The 16,830-nt window shown below is 36.7% G+C and carries 31 protein-coding genes; 30 read left to right on the top strand and 1 reads right to left on the bottom strand.

Features of this window, described 5'->3' with window-relative positions:
- The first annotated feature begins 614 nt into the window (after positions 1-614).
- The 3 genes from RCJ96_RS26185 (at position 615) to RCJ96_RS26175 (ending at position 2,299) form a co-directional block, all read left to right on the top strand.
- Entirely contained in the window at positions 615-1,838 is a 1,224-nt protein-coding gene (locus tag RCJ96_RS26185) for an AimR family lysis-lysogeny pheromone receptor (protein ID WP_446699906.1), read from the top strand.
- Entirely contained in the window at positions 1,835-1,993 is a 159-nt protein-coding gene (locus tag RCJ96_RS26180; protein ID WP_165570325.1) for a hypothetical protein, read from the top strand. The genes RCJ96_RS26185 and RCJ96_RS26180 overlap by 4 nt, the downstream gene beginning before the upstream one ends.
- Positions 1,994-2,161: 168 nt before the next feature.
- Positions 2,162-2,299 carry a hypothetical protein gene (locus RCJ96_RS26175; RefSeq protein ID WP_165570324.1) on the top strand — a complete coding sequence of 46 codons (138 nt, stop codon included), beginning with the start codon at positions 2,162-2,164 and terminating at the stop codon, positions 2,297-2,299.
- A 5-nt stretch (positions 2,300-2,304) separates the two neighbouring features.
- Here RCJ96_RS26175 and RCJ96_RS26170 read toward each other — a convergent pair whose 3' ends face one another.
- Positions 2,305-2,655, bottom strand: a complete 351-nt coding sequence (locus tag RCJ96_RS26170; RefSeq protein ID WP_000384874.1) for a helix-turn-helix domain-containing protein — start codon at positions 2,653-2,655, stop codon at positions 2,305-2,307.
- Between the two features lie 214 nt (positions 2,656-2,869).
- On the opposite strand from RCJ96_RS26170, the gene RCJ96_RS26165 reads away from it, so the two are divergent.
- From RCJ96_RS26165 to RCJ96_RS26035, 27 genes are all read left to right on the top strand, one after another.
- A complete protein-coding gene (locus RCJ96_RS26165; RefSeq protein ID WP_000774091.1) occupies positions 2,870-3,067 on the top strand; it encodes a helix-turn-helix domain-containing protein in 198 nt (65 codons plus the stop codon).
- 65 nt (positions 3,068-3,132) lie between these two features.
- Complete coding sequence (locus tag RCJ96_RS26160) at positions 3,133-3,855, top strand: Rha family transcriptional regulator (RefSeq protein WP_446699905.1); 723 nt, start codon at positions 3,133-3,135, stop codon at positions 3,853-3,855.
- A 459-nt stretch (positions 3,856-4,314) separates the two neighbouring features.
- Positions 4,315-4,515: a hypothetical protein gene (locus RCJ96_RS26155; RefSeq protein WP_252213252.1), complete on the top strand. Its 201-nt coding sequence runs from the start codon at positions 4,315-4,317 to the stop codon at positions 4,513-4,515.
- Position 4,516: 1 nt separating this feature from the next.
- On the top strand, positions 4,517-5,452 hold the full coding sequence (locus RCJ96_RS26150; RefSeq protein ID WP_446699904.1) for a YqaJ viral recombinase family nuclease: 936 nt from the start codon (positions 4,517-4,519) through the stop codon (positions 5,450-5,452).
- A gap of 14 nt (positions 5,453-5,466) precedes the next feature.
- Complete coding sequence (locus RCJ96_RS26145; protein WP_446699903.1) at positions 5,467-5,997, top strand: HNH endonuclease signature motif containing protein; 531 nt, start codon at positions 5,467-5,469, stop codon at positions 5,995-5,997.
- Entirely contained in the window at positions 5,997-6,824 is an 828-nt protein-coding gene (gene recT / locus RCJ96_RS26140) for a recombination protein RecT (RefSeq protein ID WP_446699902.1), read from the top strand. The genes RCJ96_RS26145 and recT overlap by 1 nt, the downstream gene beginning before the upstream one ends.
- 413 nt (positions 6,825-7,237) lie before the next feature.
- Entirely contained in the window at positions 7,238-8,053 is an 816-nt protein-coding gene (locus tag RCJ96_RS26135) for a hypothetical protein (RefSeq protein WP_446699901.1), read from the top strand.
- Complete coding sequence (locus tag RCJ96_RS26130) at positions 8,046-8,402, top strand: replicative helicase loader/inhibitor (RefSeq protein WP_163258462.1); 357 nt, start codon at positions 8,046-8,048, stop codon at positions 8,400-8,402. Before RCJ96_RS26135 ends, RCJ96_RS26130 begins: the two co-directional genes overlap by 8 nt.
- A complete protein-coding gene (gene dnaB, locus RCJ96_RS26125; protein WP_446699900.1) occupies positions 8,399-9,730 on the top strand; it encodes a replicative DNA helicase in 1,332 nt (443 codons plus the stop codon). Before RCJ96_RS26130 ends, dnaB begins: the two co-directional genes overlap by 4 nt.
- The gene (locus RCJ96_RS26120) at positions 9,727-9,999 is read left to right on the top strand and encodes a hypothetical protein (RefSeq protein WP_001257508.1); all 273 of its coding nucleotides are present in this window, start codon (positions 9,727-9,729) and stop codon (positions 9,997-9,999) included. Before dnaB ends, RCJ96_RS26120 begins: the two co-directional genes overlap by 4 nt.
- Positions 10,000-10,009: 10 nt before the next feature.
- Positions 10,010-10,576, top strand: coding sequence for a nucleoside permease (locus tag RCJ96_RS26115; RefSeq protein ID WP_277932929.1), 567 nt, complete (start codon positions 10,010-10,012; stop codon positions 10,574-10,576).
- Positions 10,573-10,977 (top strand): hypothetical protein, encoded by a 405-nt coding sequence (locus RCJ96_RS26110; protein ID WP_242302943.1) that lies wholly within the window; start codon positions 10,573-10,575, stop codon positions 10,975-10,977. The genes RCJ96_RS26115 and RCJ96_RS26110 overlap by 4 nt, the downstream gene beginning before the upstream one ends.
- Positions 10,978-10,985: 8 nt before the next feature.
- The gene (locus tag RCJ96_RS26105; protein WP_106102765.1) at positions 10,986-11,126 is read left to right on the top strand and encodes a Fur-regulated basic protein FbpA; all 141 of its coding nucleotides are present in this window, start codon (positions 10,986-10,988) and stop codon (positions 11,124-11,126) included.
- On the top strand, positions 11,110-11,304 hold the full coding sequence (locus RCJ96_RS26100; protein WP_242302942.1) for a glyoxalase: 195 nt from the start codon (positions 11,110-11,112) through the stop codon (positions 11,302-11,304). The genes RCJ96_RS26105 and RCJ96_RS26100 overlap by 17 nt, the downstream gene beginning before the upstream one ends.
- A 66-nt stretch (positions 11,305-11,370) precedes the next feature.
- The gene (locus RCJ96_RS26095) at positions 11,371-11,634 is read left to right on the top strand and encodes a glutaredoxin family protein (protein ID WP_242302941.1); all 264 of its coding nucleotides are present in this window, start codon (positions 11,371-11,373) and stop codon (positions 11,632-11,634) included.
- 10 nt (positions 11,635-11,644) lie between these two features.
- Positions 11,645-11,812, top strand: coding sequence for a hypothetical protein (locus tag RCJ96_RS26090; protein ID WP_000712301.1), 168 nt, complete (start codon positions 11,645-11,647; stop codon positions 11,810-11,812).
- 14 nt (positions 11,813-11,826) lie between these two features.
- The gene (locus RCJ96_RS26085) at positions 11,827-12,348 is read left to right on the top strand and encodes a dUTP diphosphatase (RefSeq protein ID WP_416504674.1); all 522 of its coding nucleotides are present in this window, start codon (positions 11,827-11,829) and stop codon (positions 12,346-12,348) included.
- A 328-nt stretch (positions 12,349-12,676) separates the two neighbouring features.
- Entirely contained in the window at positions 12,677-13,231 is a 555-nt protein-coding gene (locus RCJ96_RS26080; RefSeq protein ID WP_416504673.1) for a hypothetical protein, read from the top strand.
- 26 nt (positions 13,232-13,257) lie between these two features.
- Positions 13,258-13,422 (top strand): hypothetical protein, encoded by a 165-nt coding sequence (locus RCJ96_RS26075; protein WP_416504688.1) that lies wholly within the window; start codon positions 13,258-13,260, stop codon positions 13,420-13,422.
- A gap of 140 nt (positions 13,423-13,562) precedes the next feature.
- Positions 13,563-13,739, top strand: a complete 177-nt coding sequence (locus RCJ96_RS26070) for a hypothetical protein (RefSeq protein ID WP_446699899.1) — start codon at positions 13,563-13,565, stop codon at positions 13,737-13,739.
- A gap of 55 nt (positions 13,740-13,794) precedes the next feature.
- Complete coding sequence (locus RCJ96_RS26065; RefSeq protein WP_000864997.1) at positions 13,795-13,989, top strand: hypothetical protein; 195 nt, start codon at positions 13,795-13,797, stop codon at positions 13,987-13,989.
- Positions 13,990-14,032: 43 nt separating this feature from the next.
- Positions 14,033-14,728 (top strand): hypothetical protein, encoded by a 696-nt coding sequence (locus RCJ96_RS26060; protein ID WP_000017813.1) that lies wholly within the window; start codon positions 14,033-14,035, stop codon positions 14,726-14,728.
- A gap of 21 nt (positions 14,729-14,749) precedes the next feature.
- Entirely contained in the window at positions 14,750-14,887 is a 138-nt protein-coding gene (locus tag RCJ96_RS26055; RefSeq protein WP_000862742.1) for a hypothetical protein, read from the top strand.
- 44 nt (positions 14,888-14,931) lie between these two features.
- Positions 14,932-15,105: a hypothetical protein gene (locus tag RCJ96_RS26050; protein ID WP_181360166.1), complete on the top strand. Its 174-nt coding sequence runs from the start codon at positions 14,932-14,934 to the stop codon at positions 15,103-15,105.
- Between the two features lie 16 nt (positions 15,106-15,121).
- Positions 15,122-15,541, top strand: a complete 420-nt coding sequence (locus tag RCJ96_RS26045) for a DUF1064 domain-containing protein (RefSeq protein WP_100635119.1) — start codon at positions 15,122-15,124, stop codon at positions 15,539-15,541.
- Between the two features lie 13 nt (positions 15,542-15,554).
- A complete protein-coding gene (locus RCJ96_RS26040) occupies positions 15,555-15,734 on the top strand; it encodes a hypothetical protein (protein WP_100635118.1) in 180 nt (59 codons plus the stop codon).
- A 140-nt stretch (positions 15,735-15,874) separates the two neighbouring features.
- Positions 15,875-16,255, top strand: a complete 381-nt coding sequence (locus RCJ96_RS26035) for an ArpU family transcriptional regulator (RefSeq protein WP_446699898.1) — start codon at positions 15,875-15,877, stop codon at positions 16,253-16,255.
- The last annotated feature ends 575 nt before the right edge of the window (positions 16,256-16,830 follow it).

Genomic DNA, 16,830 nt, shown 5'->3' with positions numbered 1-16,830 from the left:
TGGGAAAGTTGCTCTTGAGTTAAGCCACGTGACTTCCTTAGTTTTTTTAGAATCTGTCCAAAGTGTCTCATAGTTTAAAGTATAAATACTAAACAACTATACTACTATTTATGGGCGTTTAACTACCTTTAATGATAAAATGGTAGTTAAAGTTTCTGTTTGTGGAAATAAAAATAAGAACTAGTGTTCTCATTTTGAATGTTTAGTGGTAAAATATGCATGTGAGGTCTTAGAACGTTTCATGCATATTTGCATATTTTATTTTCATGTAAGCTGATAAACGTTGGTATATAACGGTTTTACAACTTTCTCAATAATTATCAGATAACTGCATGACTGAAATTTGCCAAAAATGTGATATTATGAAAACAAATATAATAAACGGAACGAAAAAAAGACTCACAGCGTGTGTAAGTAGTGTTCGCACCACTCTTACACCGTTCGCCCGACTCACTAGGGGAACATCTGCCATAAGTCTCTTTTCGGTCACTTCATGAGTAACAATTACATTATAACATGCCGATATTACTAAAGCATTACTATGGTATGAATTTCCTAATTATAATTTGAGAAAAAAAGAGCGAAGCGTCTTTGTTCCAGAAGGAGCAAATCTGATGAATCAAACGCCTAAACAAAAACAAGAGGAATTTAAAAAGAAAGCATTAAGCAAATTCTTGCATGAACTTATTGACGAAATTGATTTCCAAAGAAGAAATCAAGAAGACATCGCGAAGGAATTAGGTATCAAAGGTGGTTCACTATCGAAAAACTTATCAGGCAAGAGTCAATTTAATTTTTGGAATATGATTAAGTTGCTTAACATCTTGTATGATGATGCATTAAAGAGAAAAGAAATGTTACATAGGTTTTGTTCAGTTACAACGAGTAAACAGAATATGCGAATTGCGATGGAATATGCAAATGCTATTGGTGATTTGGAACTATTAAAGTTAATCGTAGATATAGAAAAGTCCTCCTCGTTGGCGATGAATAGAGAATGGGCTTACGTATATGAATTGGTATGGATGCGAAGTAAGGGTGTCGTTAGTGGTAAAGGGTTATTAGAGAAATTGGAAGATCGTAAAGGGAGCAAAGTAATTAAGACACAAGAAATGAAAGTGTTATATGGAATATTAACTTTCTATACGATGTATGATTTAGAAAAATTCAATTCATTGTTTGAATATGCCGAAGTATTAAAACCAAAAGTTGAAGAAATACCAGATGATTTCATTAGAACAGCATATTCAGGAAGAATTAAAGAAGGATTATCTTATGCTTACTTAATGCAAGACAACGTCGAAAAATCCAGAGAATTGTGTCATGAAATAATGAATATGAAAGACGATAAAAATTGTTTTTCTCTTTTAAGGGCATCAGCTTTAGTTTACCTTGCGGAGTCCTACACTTTCGAAAGTTACGAAAGAGCATCTTGGTATATCAATAAATCCTTAGAAATGCTGGATGCTTGTCACTTTGAAAGAGTGATAAAAAGAAAAGAAAGCGTTATAAACACTTTTGCTTTTATTAAACTAGTCTGTAATAAAGGACTAGAGGAAATTGAAATATATAACGTGTGCGAAGAAGCTTTCTATCAAGTGAGAATCGGTCGTTCTGATGTAGCGGTAAAACTTTTAAAGGAAGCTGAAAGAAAAGATGGGAAGTTAAGCCCTACGAAAAAATGTATATTAGGTTATGCATTGAAGGATATTGAATTAATTGAAGAGTCAATAGTGGACTTTGAGTGCGCTGGCAACAGATTTTATAGTAAATTACCCAGAAAGATGTTGGTAGAATTTAATAAAAATGGTATAATATATGTGGGTGATGCTAAATGAAAAAAGTGTTAGCTATAGTAGCGACATTTGCGTTAGTTGGAGTACTATACATATCTCCTGCTAAAGAGCAAAAAGAACAATCGGCACAAACAGCAAAGGTTGTTCAAGAAAATACGTACAAAATGATGGTTGATCCTGGAGGCGGAATGGGTTAATATCCCACGTTTCAGGGTTACGATATAAATATTATGAATGCGATTGTCTCAATAGAGGCGATCGCATTCGCTGTTTCTAGGGATATTTCCTAAATATCAAATTTAATATTTGAGAAAACATTGTGATTTAATTCACAAACTATAAAGATAACATTGGAGGATTTAGGGATGGAGAAATTAGAGAACACAACTGTAGTTGATAAATTAGGGGATGCATTAATGGATGTAATAAACAGCGCTGAAAAAGGGGATTCAGTATCTTTTGATATATTATCAGAAATAAAAAAAGCGATTGGTAGCAACTAAAGCTATCAATCGCCAGATATTTTAACTAAGTTAGTAATAAGATCTAAAAGTTCTTTTTGCTTCTCAGGTGATTTCGTTTTAACTTGCATCATAAGTTTTTCCCATTCATCTTTCGCAGCGACATCAGGATTCTTTTCATCCGATTCGCCTAACACATAAGAAACAGATACATTAGCAAGTTTTGCAATTTCTAAGCTCATCTTTTTAGATGGGCATTTTGTACTTTCTTCATTTTCCCACATTGAAACTGCAGATCGACTCTGCATCCCTAAAGCTTCAGCAAATTCTCTTTGACTAAGTTGTAGTATGTCAGTCCTTATCTCTTTAACACGTCTACTAATTAATTTGTAATCCATTATTTTTATTCCCCTTAATATTGATTAGTAATTTTTATTTACTAACACCAAAAATAATTATATAAATACATTTCCTATATCTTAAATTTAACAAATATGTTCTCAAAATGACAACACTTTTAAAAACTTTTATTTTTTTAAAATTTAGGGGTTCTCAAAAAGAGACTCCCTGTGTTATACTCGATTTAACGAAATGAACAAAGGGTGATACCGAATGAAATTAAACACTGAAAAGATTAGGGAGCTAAGACTTTCTAAAGGTTTCACGCAGGTTGAAGTAGCTAAAACAATGGGTTACACGAATAGAAACTCATATTCTCAAGTAGAAACAGGGAAGCGTGAACCTAACTTACATAGATTGTCTTTACTCGCTGGTTTGTATGAAGTTACTATTGATGAATTAACAAAGTAGTCTTTTTTTTTACCTTACAGGTCTCAAAAAGAGACGTCTCGAAAATAGAATAGGGAGGAAATAAAATGAATCAATTACAAGCAGCGCAACATCCAGTAAGTGAATTTGTTTTTATGGAAGGAAACAAAGTAGTAACAGATAGTTTAACAGTTTCTCAAATGTTCGGGAAAGAGCATAAGAACGTAATTCGTGATATCGAGGTTCAATTAGAAAAACTAATTGAAGCAAATGAGTCAGATTGGGGTCAGCTCAACTTTGAGCATACCCAATACCAACATTATCAAAATAAGCAATGGTATTCGAAATACAACTTAACAGAGGATGCATTCGCAATCGTAGCGATGAGCTACATAACACCAGAAGCAATGAAAATGAAAATTAAGTTTCTAAATGAATTCAAACGAATGAAAGAACACATTCAAAAAATGCAACAGCAGCCAATCAGTATTGAAGATGCAGTAATCCACAGTATGAAGGAATTAAAGCAAATTAAAGAACAACAGCAACAAACAAATGAGGAACTGAGCAAAGTGAAACATCTTGTAGATAACGAAGTTTGGCTCACTGAACAAAATAAAGAAGCTCTATCCAGAAAGGTTAAACGTCGCGTATTCGAACTGAAAGAAGAAGGTTATAGCAACGCATCATATCAAGCGGTTTACGGAGCATTGAAGAAACACTTCGGAGTAGCTAAATACGATAAGATTCCACGTAAATATTATCAGAACGCTATGAAATTTGTATCTGGATGGTATCCGCCAGAAAGACCATTAGAAGGAGCGGTTTAAATGATGGAAGAAAGCACATTCTCACATTTAATGATTCTGGTAATTGTCATTTTAGTCGCAGGATTTATTCATCTGATGGATTGGATAGACAAAAGGTTTATGAAGGATGAAAAGTGATGGATAGACAGCAGCGGGACAAAGAAGAGAAAGCGAACATTATCAAAATGATACGTGATTTAAAAGAAAAAGGGTTACATAGAAGTGCATATAGGATTTGGGAAATGCATAAGGAGTTTATTACCCTAGCTAAATAGGACAAGCGTTGTGCTTGTCATCATGATCAGGAGCGGACACCCTTCCTCCTCCACCTCGTTTCTGGTCATGATGATGCGTACAGCATCAAAACAAAATAAAAACCATTCGACTACGCCTAATCGAATGGTTTGAGAAACAACAGATTATTATGTACCTCTATTATACAACGTTGTTTCTTCCAAGTAAATAAGGAGGAATGTGGAAATGATTGAAAATGGAATATTAATTGGTAATCATCATGACTCATCAGCTATTGATTCTATTGGTAATTGTGAAGGATGCTCTCAAGAGATTTATTTGGGTGAAGAGTACTTGGATTTTGACGGAGATTACATCCATAACTCAACGGAATGTGTTGAAGAGTATGTAGTTGAGAATTCAATTACGAAAGTTGCAGGTGAATAAGATGAAAGCGAACGTACTTATAACAACTGAAGATATGGCCCATGAACAATGGTTAGAAGCAAGAAAAGCAGGTATCGGTGGATCTGATGCAGCTGCTATTGCAGGTTTAAATAAATGGAGTTCTCCAATTGCGGTTTATTACGACAAAACAAGTGAAACGGTTAAAGATCAATTACCAAGCGAAGCAGCTTACTTCGGTAATGTGCTAGAAGAAATTGTAGCAGAGGAATTCAGTAAACGTACCAATTTGAAGGTTAGAACATGCAACGCAATCTTGCAGCATCCCGATTACCCTTGGATGTTAGCAAATGTGGACAGGCTAGTTGTTGGCGAAAAAATAGGACTTGAGTGTAAAACAGCTTCTGAATACCTAAAGAAAGAGTGGGAAGGTGAAGAAATTCCAGCTTCTTACCTTCTACAGTGTCAACACTATATGGCAGTTACAGGTTATAAAGCATGGTGGATTGCGGTGTTAATCGGTGGTAATAAATTCATCTATAAAAAGATTGAACGTGATGAAGATATCATTCAGTACCTAATAGATATTGAAAAAGACTTCTGGTTAAACCACGTTGAGAAGGGTATCCCTCCAATGTTTGATGGTTCAGAAGCATCATCTACATTACTTAAAGAAATGTATCCGGATTCGGTTGAGGATAGCGAAGTCGAGCTAGGGAATGAAGTTGAGTTATTAATAGAAGCTCGTGATCAGGTGGATAAAGAAATTAAAGAGTTAGAGAAACAAAAATCAGAGTACGAAAACAAAATTAAAGCGAAGCTTGGATCAAATGAAATCGGAAAAACAGAGAACTATAAGGTTTCTTGGAAAACACAGGTTTCTAATCGTATTGATAGCAAGCGTTTAAAAGAAGAACAACCGGAATTGTACAAACGGTATACAAAAGAATCTAAAAGCAGAAAGTTCACAGTTAAATAGGGAGGAAATGAACAATGGCAGTTTGTAGTGTAGATGGTTGTTCAAAGCCAAATCACGCTAAAAGATTATGCGCGATGCATTTAGCAAGATTAAAAAGGCACGGTTCTACAAGTGATCCGAGAAAAACAACAGAAGAACGTTTTTTCGAAAAAGTAGATAAAACAGACTCGTGTTGGATTTGGAATGGATCACTCGGTGAAAACGGATATGGTCATTTCCGCTTAAATTCAAAGAAAATGGTTCTTTCTCATAGATACTCGTTCGAAATTGAGTATGGAATTATTCCAGATGGTATGCAAATTGATCATCAATGCAAAAACAGATCTTGTGTAAATCCTAGTCACCTTGAAGTTGTAACACCAAAAGAAAATACCCTTAGAAGCGAAGGGGTCACAGCAAAGAACGCACGTAAAACGCATTGCAAGCATGGGCATAAATTTACAGAAGAAAATACGTATTTAACCAAAAAAGGAGAACGATATTGCAGAATATGCGCTAAAAAACATTCTAAAAAATATTACGAAAAGAAAAAGGTGGGTAAATAATGGCTACAAATCAGGAAATTAAAAATCAATTAGCTAACCGTAATAATAACAATCCAGCAACTCCAGAGAAAACAGTTGAAGCCTACATGAAAAAGATGGGTCCGAGAATGGCAGAGGTTTTACCTAAACACATGGATATTGAACGTATGAGCCGCATAGCGCTTACAACGATTAGAACAAACCCTACATTGCTCGAATGTACTGTCCCTTCCCTTATGGGTGCGGTTATGTCAGCAGTACAACTAGGATTAGAACCAGGATTACTTGGTCATTGCTACTTGCTTCCATTTAACAAAAACGCAGGTACAAAACAGAATCCTCAGTGGGTTAAGGAAGTTCAATTCATCATCGGATACAAAGGAATGATTGATTTAGCGAGACGTTCCGGTCATATCCAAAGCATATATGCTCACGCGGTGTACGAAAATGACGAGTTTGAATACGAATTAGGGTTACATCCTAAGTTGACACATAAACCTTCATTTGGAGATAGAGGGAAGTTCATTGGAGCTTATGCAGTAGCTCACTTCAAAGATGGTGGATATCAAATGGAATTTATGCCAGAAAGCGAGATTGAAAAGAGAAGAGGTCGTTCTAAATCAAAAGATTTTGGCCCTTGGAAAAGTGATTATGAAGAAATGGCTAAGAAAACAGTCGTGAGATCGATGTTTAAATACTTACCAATCAGTATTGAGGTTCAAACGCAAGTGCAGCATGACGAAGTAGTTAGAAAAGATATTACGGCAGAACCTGAATTTATTGAGGCGGAAGAACCAAATGAAGAAACAACAAACCAAGAACAATCAGAAATTGTATTTGAACAATGATCGAAAAACAAAGCAAGGTACTCCTTCCGGCTTGGTGCTGGAAGGATGCCAAATCAACTGACGAAGTAAAACAAAATGTACTGAAATATATAAATCCGAAACGCTACCCAGGTTATAGGGTCCTGAAAGTATCGAAAGGATTTGCAATATGCGAACGGGAGTGAAAATTGATGGAATTACGTTCAACTCATTTAAAACCAATTAGGATAAGAAGCACCAATTTAATCAAGGCAATACGAAGAGTGAGGGAGTTAGAAGATAAAGGTTACGAGTGTGTGAAGCCATACGAAAAAATATTTCAAACAAGAAAAGATTATCTGTATTCCGAACACAAGAACATCAAAGGTGGATATCGATACGCCGGTGTAGAGGAAAGGTTGATTTACGAGTTTTGGCTAAAGAAGGTGAACTAAGTGAGTAGCAACATATTTCAACTAGAAACATTTGCAAGAAGCGGATATATGGTGCGACTCGCTTATGTGGATATAACTGAAGATTTAATCGCAGGAATTTTATTAGGACAAATCGTTTATTGGTACATGCCTAATGAACAAGGGAAAAGTAAGTTGCGAGTTAAAAAGAACGGGGAGTTTTGGTTAGCTAAAAGTCGTGAGGATTGGAAAGAAGAAATCCGAATAACACCTAAGCAATATGACAGAGCGATCAAGATTCTAATAAATAAAGGACTTGTAGAAGTACAAAAATTCAAGTTCAACGGTGCTCCTACAAATCATATTAAGTTAAATATTTCCGAAGTTACCCAAAGGGTAAAATCCATTTTGACCTTTGGGGAAAATCCAAATCTCCCTTTGGGTGAAATGGAACTTACCGAAAGGGTTAATTCTTTAACAGAGATTACTACAGAGACTACAACAAAGAAAAAACCTTCTTGTCAAAAGTTTTCAACTTCTGACCTGGAGAATGCGAAATTGTTATTTGAATTAATGTTACTAAACAATCCATCAGCAAAAGAACCTAACTTCGATAAATGGGCTAATGACTTCCGTTTAATGAGGGAGAAAGACAATAGAACGGATGAACAAATTAAATACCTTATCAACTGGACACAAAAGGATGACTTCTGGAGTACTAACATTCTTTCTCCGGCTAAGTTAAGAAAACAGTTTGATGCATTGATAGTGAAGATCAAGAAAGAGAAAGCAAAAAATCAGCCGAAAGTCGTTAAAGGTAAGAAAGAGCTAAGAGAGGAGGACTTTAACCTTGATTAAGAAGCAAACGTTTGAATTATTAAAGGCAATTAGTGCGTTATATCCGATATTTGAAGTAACACAAATGAAAATTGACTTATGGACTACTATTCTATCAGAACAAGAATACGAGGAAATGATTAAAAATCTTTCTAACTATGCGAAATACAATCAATTTCCTCCTAAACCAGCTGACTTATTAAAAGAAGATCATGAAGTGAAATATACAGGACCAACTGTAGCGGAGACAAAAACAATGTTCAATCGGTGGGATGAAAATAGCAAAGACGTAGCGCCGCCGGAGGAACGGGAAAAGCATCTAAAAGAAATAGCAAAGATATTGGGGATTAAACGGAGGGGAAGACAGTGAATCACACTTTAGATTATGAGGGATTATATAGCATTCAAGCGGAGCAAGGTCTTCTAGGAGGTCTGTTATTAGACCCTGACAAGATAAAAGATATTAATTTACAACCTGAGCAGATGTATCGCCCTCAGCACGTCCATATCTTCCGTACAATGCTCGAAATCGATAGCGGAAACGAACCAGTAGACTTTGTAACTTTGACCGCTAGATTGGCTGAGAAAGGGCTTATAGAGGATGTCGGTGGAATTGGTTATCTTGCTCAATTATCAGAGACTACGCCAGGTACTTCTAATATTAAATACTATGAAAAAATCGTGTGGAGTAAGTGGCGAGATCGAGAAGTTGTTAGAAATACAGAAGCATTAAAACAGGCGGTTCACAGCGGGAACGATACGGAACTTGCTATACAAACTCAAATGGCTGCACTACTGAATTTAAGTAGGGAAGACAAGAACAGTGACGGGCGAATCAAGGACGGACTTATAGAAGTTTTCGGCGAATTAGAAAATCCAGTTCGCGGATTGGCTGGAATGGACACAGGGTTCACTGAATTAAACCGCATGACGGCAGGATTCAAACCGCAGGAACTAATTATTGTAGCGGCTCGCCCGTCTGTAGGGAAGACAGCATTCTGTTTAAACGTAGGAAATAATGCAGCAGGAGAGTACGGGGAGGGCGATGTCGTTGCTATCTTCTCACTAGAAATGGGCCAAAAGGAACTCCTAAAAAGAATGGTTAGCATTAACGGGAATATCGATGGGAATCGCATGAAAACAGGCGAGCTAAACCCAGAGGATTGGACGAAGTTAACTCAGGCTATGGGAGCTTTGAATAACAAAAATATTCGTATCTTTGATGATGCAGGGATTACAACGAATTTCATTTGGTCAAAAGTTAAAAAGTTATGCGATGAGTTCCCAGGCAGACAAATCATGGTGATCATCGACTACTTACAGCTCATAACAGGGAATCCGGTACATAAGGGAAACAGACAAGCGGAGATTGCAGAAATTAGCCGGACGCTGAAAACGATGGCTCGACAATTAAATGTGTGTGTGGTTGCTCTATCTCAGCTGAGCCGTGGTGTAGAACAGCGCCAAGACAAAAGACCTATGATGTCAGATTTACGCGAGAGCGGGCAAATAGAGCAGGATGCAGACGTCATAGCGTTCCTTTATCGGGAAGATTACTATGACCGAGAAACAGAGAACAAAAACACAATTGAAATCATTATAGGGAAGCAAAGGAATGGTCCAGTCGGTGTAGTGGAATTGGCATTCATTAAGGAGTATGGAAAGTTCGTTAACTTGGAAAGAAGGTTTGAACAATGAGAAGTCAACTAAGCTTTGACGACATATTGGGGACTTTCGATTACAAAGCAAAAAGTACGGCCGAGCAATTCCTAGCGAAGCCTAGCGTCATAACGTCATACGAGGTTCACTTCTTCGACCAAGACGAAAGGCAAAAGATGGACTGCTTTGATACTGATACCGAAAGTGAAGCGTGGAATGAAGCGGTAAAAGAACATGGAAAGGGTATTCAGAAGATTGAGATAAAACATTCAAATCGTACAAGGGCTGAATTTTTAGCGCTAGATTAGGAGGGAGAAAATGCCGAGTTGGATAAGCGAAGAAAATTTACAAAAAGCATTAAACAACGGGATTAGCTACCACACGTTGTACGACAGGATTAGAAGTGGTTGGACGATAAAAGAAGCGATAACAACACCTCCAGTACGAGGGGGGATATTCACAAAAGAAGAGAGAGCAATTTCAGAATCAAATGGAATATCTTACAAAACTGCATACGCAAGAATTGTTGTTATGGGAATGAGTGTAGAGGAAGCGATAACGACTCCATTAAGACCGCATAGGGGAAGGAATCGTAAACATGGACAATGGAAGGAAACCGCATTAGAGAATGGCATTCCGGAACATAATTTTTATAACAGATTGAGATTAGGTTGGACATATCAAAACGCGGCAACTAAACCAGTGAGACGAAAAGGTGAAATAGAGAAAAAGTGGTTAGATATCGCAAAGAACAACGGCATTGGATATCATACGTTTCTTTCACGGATTTGCACTCAAAAATGGGACATCGAACGAGCGGCAACAACGCCAGTTATTAATACGGGAAGACGTTGCTCTATGAAAGTTAAGGAGGAAACGTTGTGAATTATGGCGGACCGTTCATTACTAATGAAGATTACGAGAAAGCCGCTAAGAATGGCATTAGCAAATCAAATGTATATCAACGGGTTAATGAATACGGATGGGAGATAGAACGCGCTATAACGGTACCTGTAAGAAAGCGAAATGGCGGCATTTATGCCGGGATGATAGTTTTCGCTGAGCAAAACGGAATAAGTAAACCGACTTTTTTCAAAAGAGTTAAAAATGGTATGGATCTATATGAGGCGGCTACAAAGCCAGTAGGATACGCAGCACATTTAGAATTGGCGAGAAAGAACGGGATTAAGGACGTTACCTTTTATCAAAGAGTGGAAAGAGGAATGAAGCCTTACGAAGCAGCAACAAAGCCACCACGTAAGTATAAAAAGAAACAAATCAGCTAGGAGGCAACATGGAGCAAGACGTTTTAATCAACAAATTAATCGATAATCACATATTCAAGCTACCGGATGGGCGCGACTTATTCGAAGGGAGTTGCGAGGAACTGGCGGGGCTGTTAAAAGGAGATGGAGAAAATGAGAGAAGCGATTGAAGAGCTTATAAGAGGATTACGTGAATCGGCAGTAGAGAGCAGAAAAGAAGCTGACAAAGCTTTTGATAGTAGGGATTTAGGGTTATCTGGATTTCATAAAGGACAGTGGCACACATTAGAAAATACGGCAATCGCATTAGAGGACCTATTATCTGATCGTGAGGAGGAAGAACAATGAAATATACGCAGCACGGAGCGTTTGAAGTAACTCAATTATTAGCAGAAGCGAAGGAGACTGAAGAGAATGGCAACTAAAATCGTTATGTATACAGGTGAAAATTGTGGCAAATGCAAAAGAGCAAAAGAAATGTTAGAGAATTGTCCGGTTGATATTGAAATCATTGAAAGAAATGTTGATGAAAACGAAGATGCTAGAGACTACTTAGTTTCAATAATCGAATCTAGCACACTACCAACGCTAGTGTTTGTTGAAAACAATGAAGATAAACATATTTTTAGAGGTTTTGATGAGAATATCGGCAAGATCATGGAGCATTTAGGACTGTAGGAGGGATTGCGTGAAGAAAGAAACTGCGGTGCAGGTGCAAAGCGAACTCGATGTAGTAGAGGATGAGATTCGTAAAATGGAATATCACTTGGTTGGATTGAATAACGAGAAACGGAAAACGCAACTTTCCTTGGAAGTGTTGAAGAAACAGAAAGAGAAATTGAAAAGTTACTTATAAGGAGCGGAATTTATATGGAATTAACTAAATTATATGAGGTACAAGCAGGTTTGAAAAAGCATATCGGATACAAAGGAAATGATAAGTTTCCGAAAATGATGCTTGCAATGTTAGTGGAGTTTATGGAGTGTGCGAACGATTGGCGTGGTTTTAAGTATTGGAGCGAAAATCCTAAGCCGAAAGCAACATTATTAGAGGAATATGTGGACGGATTGCATTTTGTACTAGAGACAGGATTAGACCTATTAGAAGCTGATTTTATAAGAATTTTACCTAAATATTCAGCGGTTCATTGTTTGAAGTCAGAGAAGAATGAAACACACATTATCAGACAGTATAAACAACTAACTCATACCGTTTTATATATAGATCGTGAAGTTGAAAATGAAGAAAATTACTTGGAAAGTGAATACGAACAGTTAATTGAACAGTATTTGTATTTAGGCAGATTGTTAGGGTTCACTGAAGAACAAATTGAACAAGCATATATGAAAAAGAATGAAGTAAACCATCAACGCCAGGAAAGCGGATATTAAGACCAAATTTGAATTTTGTACAGAAATGGAGAAGTGATTATATGTATAGTAGTGCTGATTTTGAAGGTTTAGGAAAAATGATTAAGTGGGCCGTATTCATCGGTTCAATCGGTTTAATTGGAATAGGGGTCGTTATAGGATGGTTTGTTTTTAATTAAACAAAAGCGTTATTTGAATAGAAAATGGCAGGTAATTGACTAAGTTACCTGCCGTGCACCTAAATAACCCGGAGGAGTGAGCCCCGTTTTGAAAGAGTACCGCCGTGGGAAGTCGGCTTACGGGTAGTATGTGTAATGTAAAAAAGATTATTCGTAAAGGGGAATGGGAAATGAACAAGGACATTCAATTTTTAAAAGAACTACAAGCAATTTTGAAGCACGAAGGTGAACATGATTATGATTCACAAGCAGCACCGCGTTTTTGGACGATTATGGATTATAGATTTGTTCCAGGAAACGAGAACTATGACAGTGGGAATGAGGAGCGTTTCTTTAACGATGGTGATCATGTTAAATTCTCTAATTTTAGTGATTTAAAAGAGTTCTTAGAAGAATATTTTGAAGATGAAATTGAAGAAGATGAAGAATTACAGAATCTTATCAATGACGAAAATGAGAACTTCGATGAGTTATGGGAGTATGTAGAGGACAATATGAACGAATGTGGGTACTATGGCACAGTTTTTGTTAAAGAAGAAGAGTTTATTGTACCTAACACTATGTTTCTAACAAAAGAAGAAGCGAAACGTCACTTAGAACTAAACAAGCATCATTACACTTCGAAAGCCCATACATACGCTATGACGGCTTGGAGAGCGCCAAAAGTAGAACGACTGTTGAATATATTAGAAACATTTGATTGGGATTCAATTAGTACAAAATAGTTATTTTGAAGAAAAGGGTGGATCAATTGAATTATACAAATAACTTCGGAAAGTTAATTAGAAGAATTCAAGTTGAGCTCATGGTAGGGCTAACAACGCATGAAATTTATGATTCATTAGCAGACGAGGGACATTGGTCGTCGGATAGTCTGCATGAAGCGATGAAACTAGCTATGGAGGGATTACGATGATTTATGAAGTTATAGATTATTGCGCTAAGTGTGATAAGGAAATAGAGAAATGCGATTGTGTGTGTAATAAGTGTGACGAGTGGTTACACGATTGTACATGTGAAGAAACAAAATAAAATCGTTATTGGAATAGAAAGCGAGTGGACATTATGAAAGAAATTGGTGGGTGGCTAGGCGGAGACTATGACAAATTAGGTTTATTTGATAATAAAGAAGATGCTGATCGTGGTATATGTCCTAGTGAAACATTGGATGATTTACTAGAAGAATTTAAAGGTAAAAATGTCAAAATAACAATTGAAATAAATAATGATTAAGTAGTTTGTTTGATATCTAACAAAAACGCTATTTGGGAAGGAAGGAGAATGAACAGTGAAGGTAAAGGAGTACGTCGTTTATAAAGGTGAATCATTCGTATGCGTCGGGACCATACTGCAATGCGCTCAACATATGGGCGTACGTCCTGAAACCGTTAAATTTTATAAGAGACCAGCATATAAAAGGCGAGTAGCAGAACGAAAAAATGCTAGAAATTATATAACTGTTACGGAACTTGAGGAAGATTAGTATAAAAATTTCATTTTAATAAAAAACAAGGAGGAAGTTAATTATGAGTCATTTTGCGGTTATGGTACAAATTCCAAAAGAAAAAGCTGGGGATAGAAAGTATTTAGAGAGTGTTATGGCACCATTCGATGAAGAAAAAGAAGTAACTCCATATATTTATAAAACTAAGCAAGAACTAATTGAAGAATACAATAAGTCTTCAGAAGCAAATGAGACGTCATATGAAGCATGGTTGCAGTACTGGTACATAGATGACGGTGAGCAGATTGATGAAGAAGGAAATCATTTAAGTACTTATAACCCAAATTCTAAATGGGATTGGTATGTTGTAGGTGGAAGATGGAGCAACTTACTAATCGATAAAGATGGGAACAGTTGTGATGCAGCATATGCAGGAGAATTAGACCTACAAGCGATGAAAGATAAGAATGTTCGATCTGCAAAGAATGATTGGAAAGCAATGCAAGAATCTCCGAATGATGTATTAAAAGTTCTTATGTATGGCGCACGAAAAGGGGAAACAGAAGAAGAATATGTACAACGAAATTCAAAAACATTATCTACGTATGCGGTCATTGATAAACAGGGTAATTGGATCGCGAAAGGCGATATGGGATGGTTCGGAATGTCATCAGAAACAGATGTGGAGTCAGATGATTGGGATGGTAAATTTACAGAACGGTTTATTAATCCGTTAGAAGCTGGGGATGTAGTTGTAATAGTAGATTGTCACATTTAATACAAAAGGAGGTAGAGGGGAATGAAAGTAGGTATCTTTTTACTTGGTGAGTGTGTTGAAGCTTATAACTATGAAGATATTAACGATGTATATGAAATCGCTAGAATTATGACAGAAGAAACAGATCTTATCCATGAAGTGAGAGTAATTTACGGATAAAACTCAACAAAATAATCCTTTGAATAGAAAGCGAGGTTAAAAGAATGAAAGGTAACGTAAAGCTATTAGGCGCAGACGGAATGTGCGGGATGGAGTTTACAGGGGATAAGGTTAATGTTTATAACGATGCAGGGTACGTGATGGAGAGTATGACAACAAGGGAGCATGTTCAGGAAGTTATTGATTTTCTTGAAGAGTGCAAAGAACAAATGGAATAGAGGGCGAGGATACTAAGTGGTTAGAAGAAAGGTTGTAATCAAGAAAAAGAACGCACCACGGATCAAACAAAAGAAAGTAACTTATGACGGAATTGATTTTGATTCGCAGTCGGAAATGAACTATTACAAGTACTTAAAGGGACGGGAGGATGTTGCTCATATTGAGTGTCATCCATCCTACACCTTAGTACCATCTTTTGAGATTAAGAGCAGTATAACGAAGTCAGGGAAGTCTAAAAAGACAGCTATGAGGTTTACTCCAGACTTTAAAGTAACGTACTCAGATGGACGTGTAGAGGTTGTAGATGTGAAGGGAAGTAAGAAGGCTATTAATGAAGGATTCCCGATACGTAAGAAGTTATGGGAGTACTTAAATAAACAGGAGTTAATCGTTGTGATATGGGACAAGGAGTTAGGTGAATGGACAAGATCATAAAGGAGTTGAATAGATGAAAAGACGTACAGGAAGTAAAGAATGCTTTTTGTATAGAGAAGAATCAGGGTTTGGTTGGGAACGTCATAAAGTTTGGATGTACGGTACTTTTAAGTTTAAGGAATTAAAGCAGTTATTCAGTGAAGGGTGGGTAGAAGATAAGAAAGTGCAGGGTAACAAAAAACAAACAGCTTAATGGATAGCGGAACAATGCGCAATAGTGTGGTGGGGGCTATGTTAATGCGCGATGTTCCCTTATTCAACAAAGAGATAGTAAAATTTCACGTACCTGATGTGAATGTAAAAAGACAAATTCAGAAATAGGGGGATTCTAGTTTGGGACAAAAACAATTAATTGATGAAAAAACAATCAGACCATATGTAATTGAAGCACTGCAAGATTATCGTGTGCTTAAAGTGAAGTATCAAAATAGACAAGAACGTACAGCATTTGGCGTAGAACTATTATTCCCAGAGTTACGAACCAATAAAGAGGAGGAGAATCAAGACTACCTGCGATATATTCAAATCAAACGAACGTTAGAAGAAACGTTAGATGAAGATCAGAAAGCTATACTTGAAATGAAGTATATGAATATAAAATTGCTAAATGATGATTACATTTATACTGTGCTCGGCCTACACAAAAGAACGTTTTATAGAAAAAGAAAGGCTGCTGTATTAAGTGTTGCTAAAGCGCTTGGAATGATCTCGTAAATCTAAGAAAATGTCACTTTTGGGCACCTTTTTAAGTACCTTTTAACAATTGAATAAACGGTACGCTATACCTACAGTTAATTGCTCTTTGAAAACAGCATAACTAAGGGGATAGCGTAACCATTTTCATAACCTCTTAAGAGGAGCGTCCATTATGATGTTGGCCCCGTTAACAAAACGTTACCGAAGACCGGGCATGGGCGGTAAGAACCCGCGATAAAGGGTGGTAAGATTCCCTTAAAAGAGGACAATTAAAATGAATTATAACTAATTAAGACATATTCCAGTGTGGCGGGTGTGAGATAACTCGCATTCGTCATACTGTTTCTATTGTATTTAGTATTCAGCTCAGATGCGTCCTCTGGGCTGATAGTGAATATAAGTCTATTACTCTCTGTTATTTGTTTCTGGAAATGGAATGGGGTGGTTTATTTATGATTAAATGAACATCACTTTTATTGAAAGAAAACAAATATTAAAATAGGCTTCACTTCACCTGTTCAGGCGACATGATTTACACTTTCAACGGATTACTCACATCTTTCGTTGTGCAGAGAGCATCCGCTCTTTGTTTG

The sequence above is a fragment of the Bacillus sp. BSL6 genome (assembly GCF_052928345.1).
This window is presented reverse-complemented; position numbering and strand designations above follow the sequence as displayed.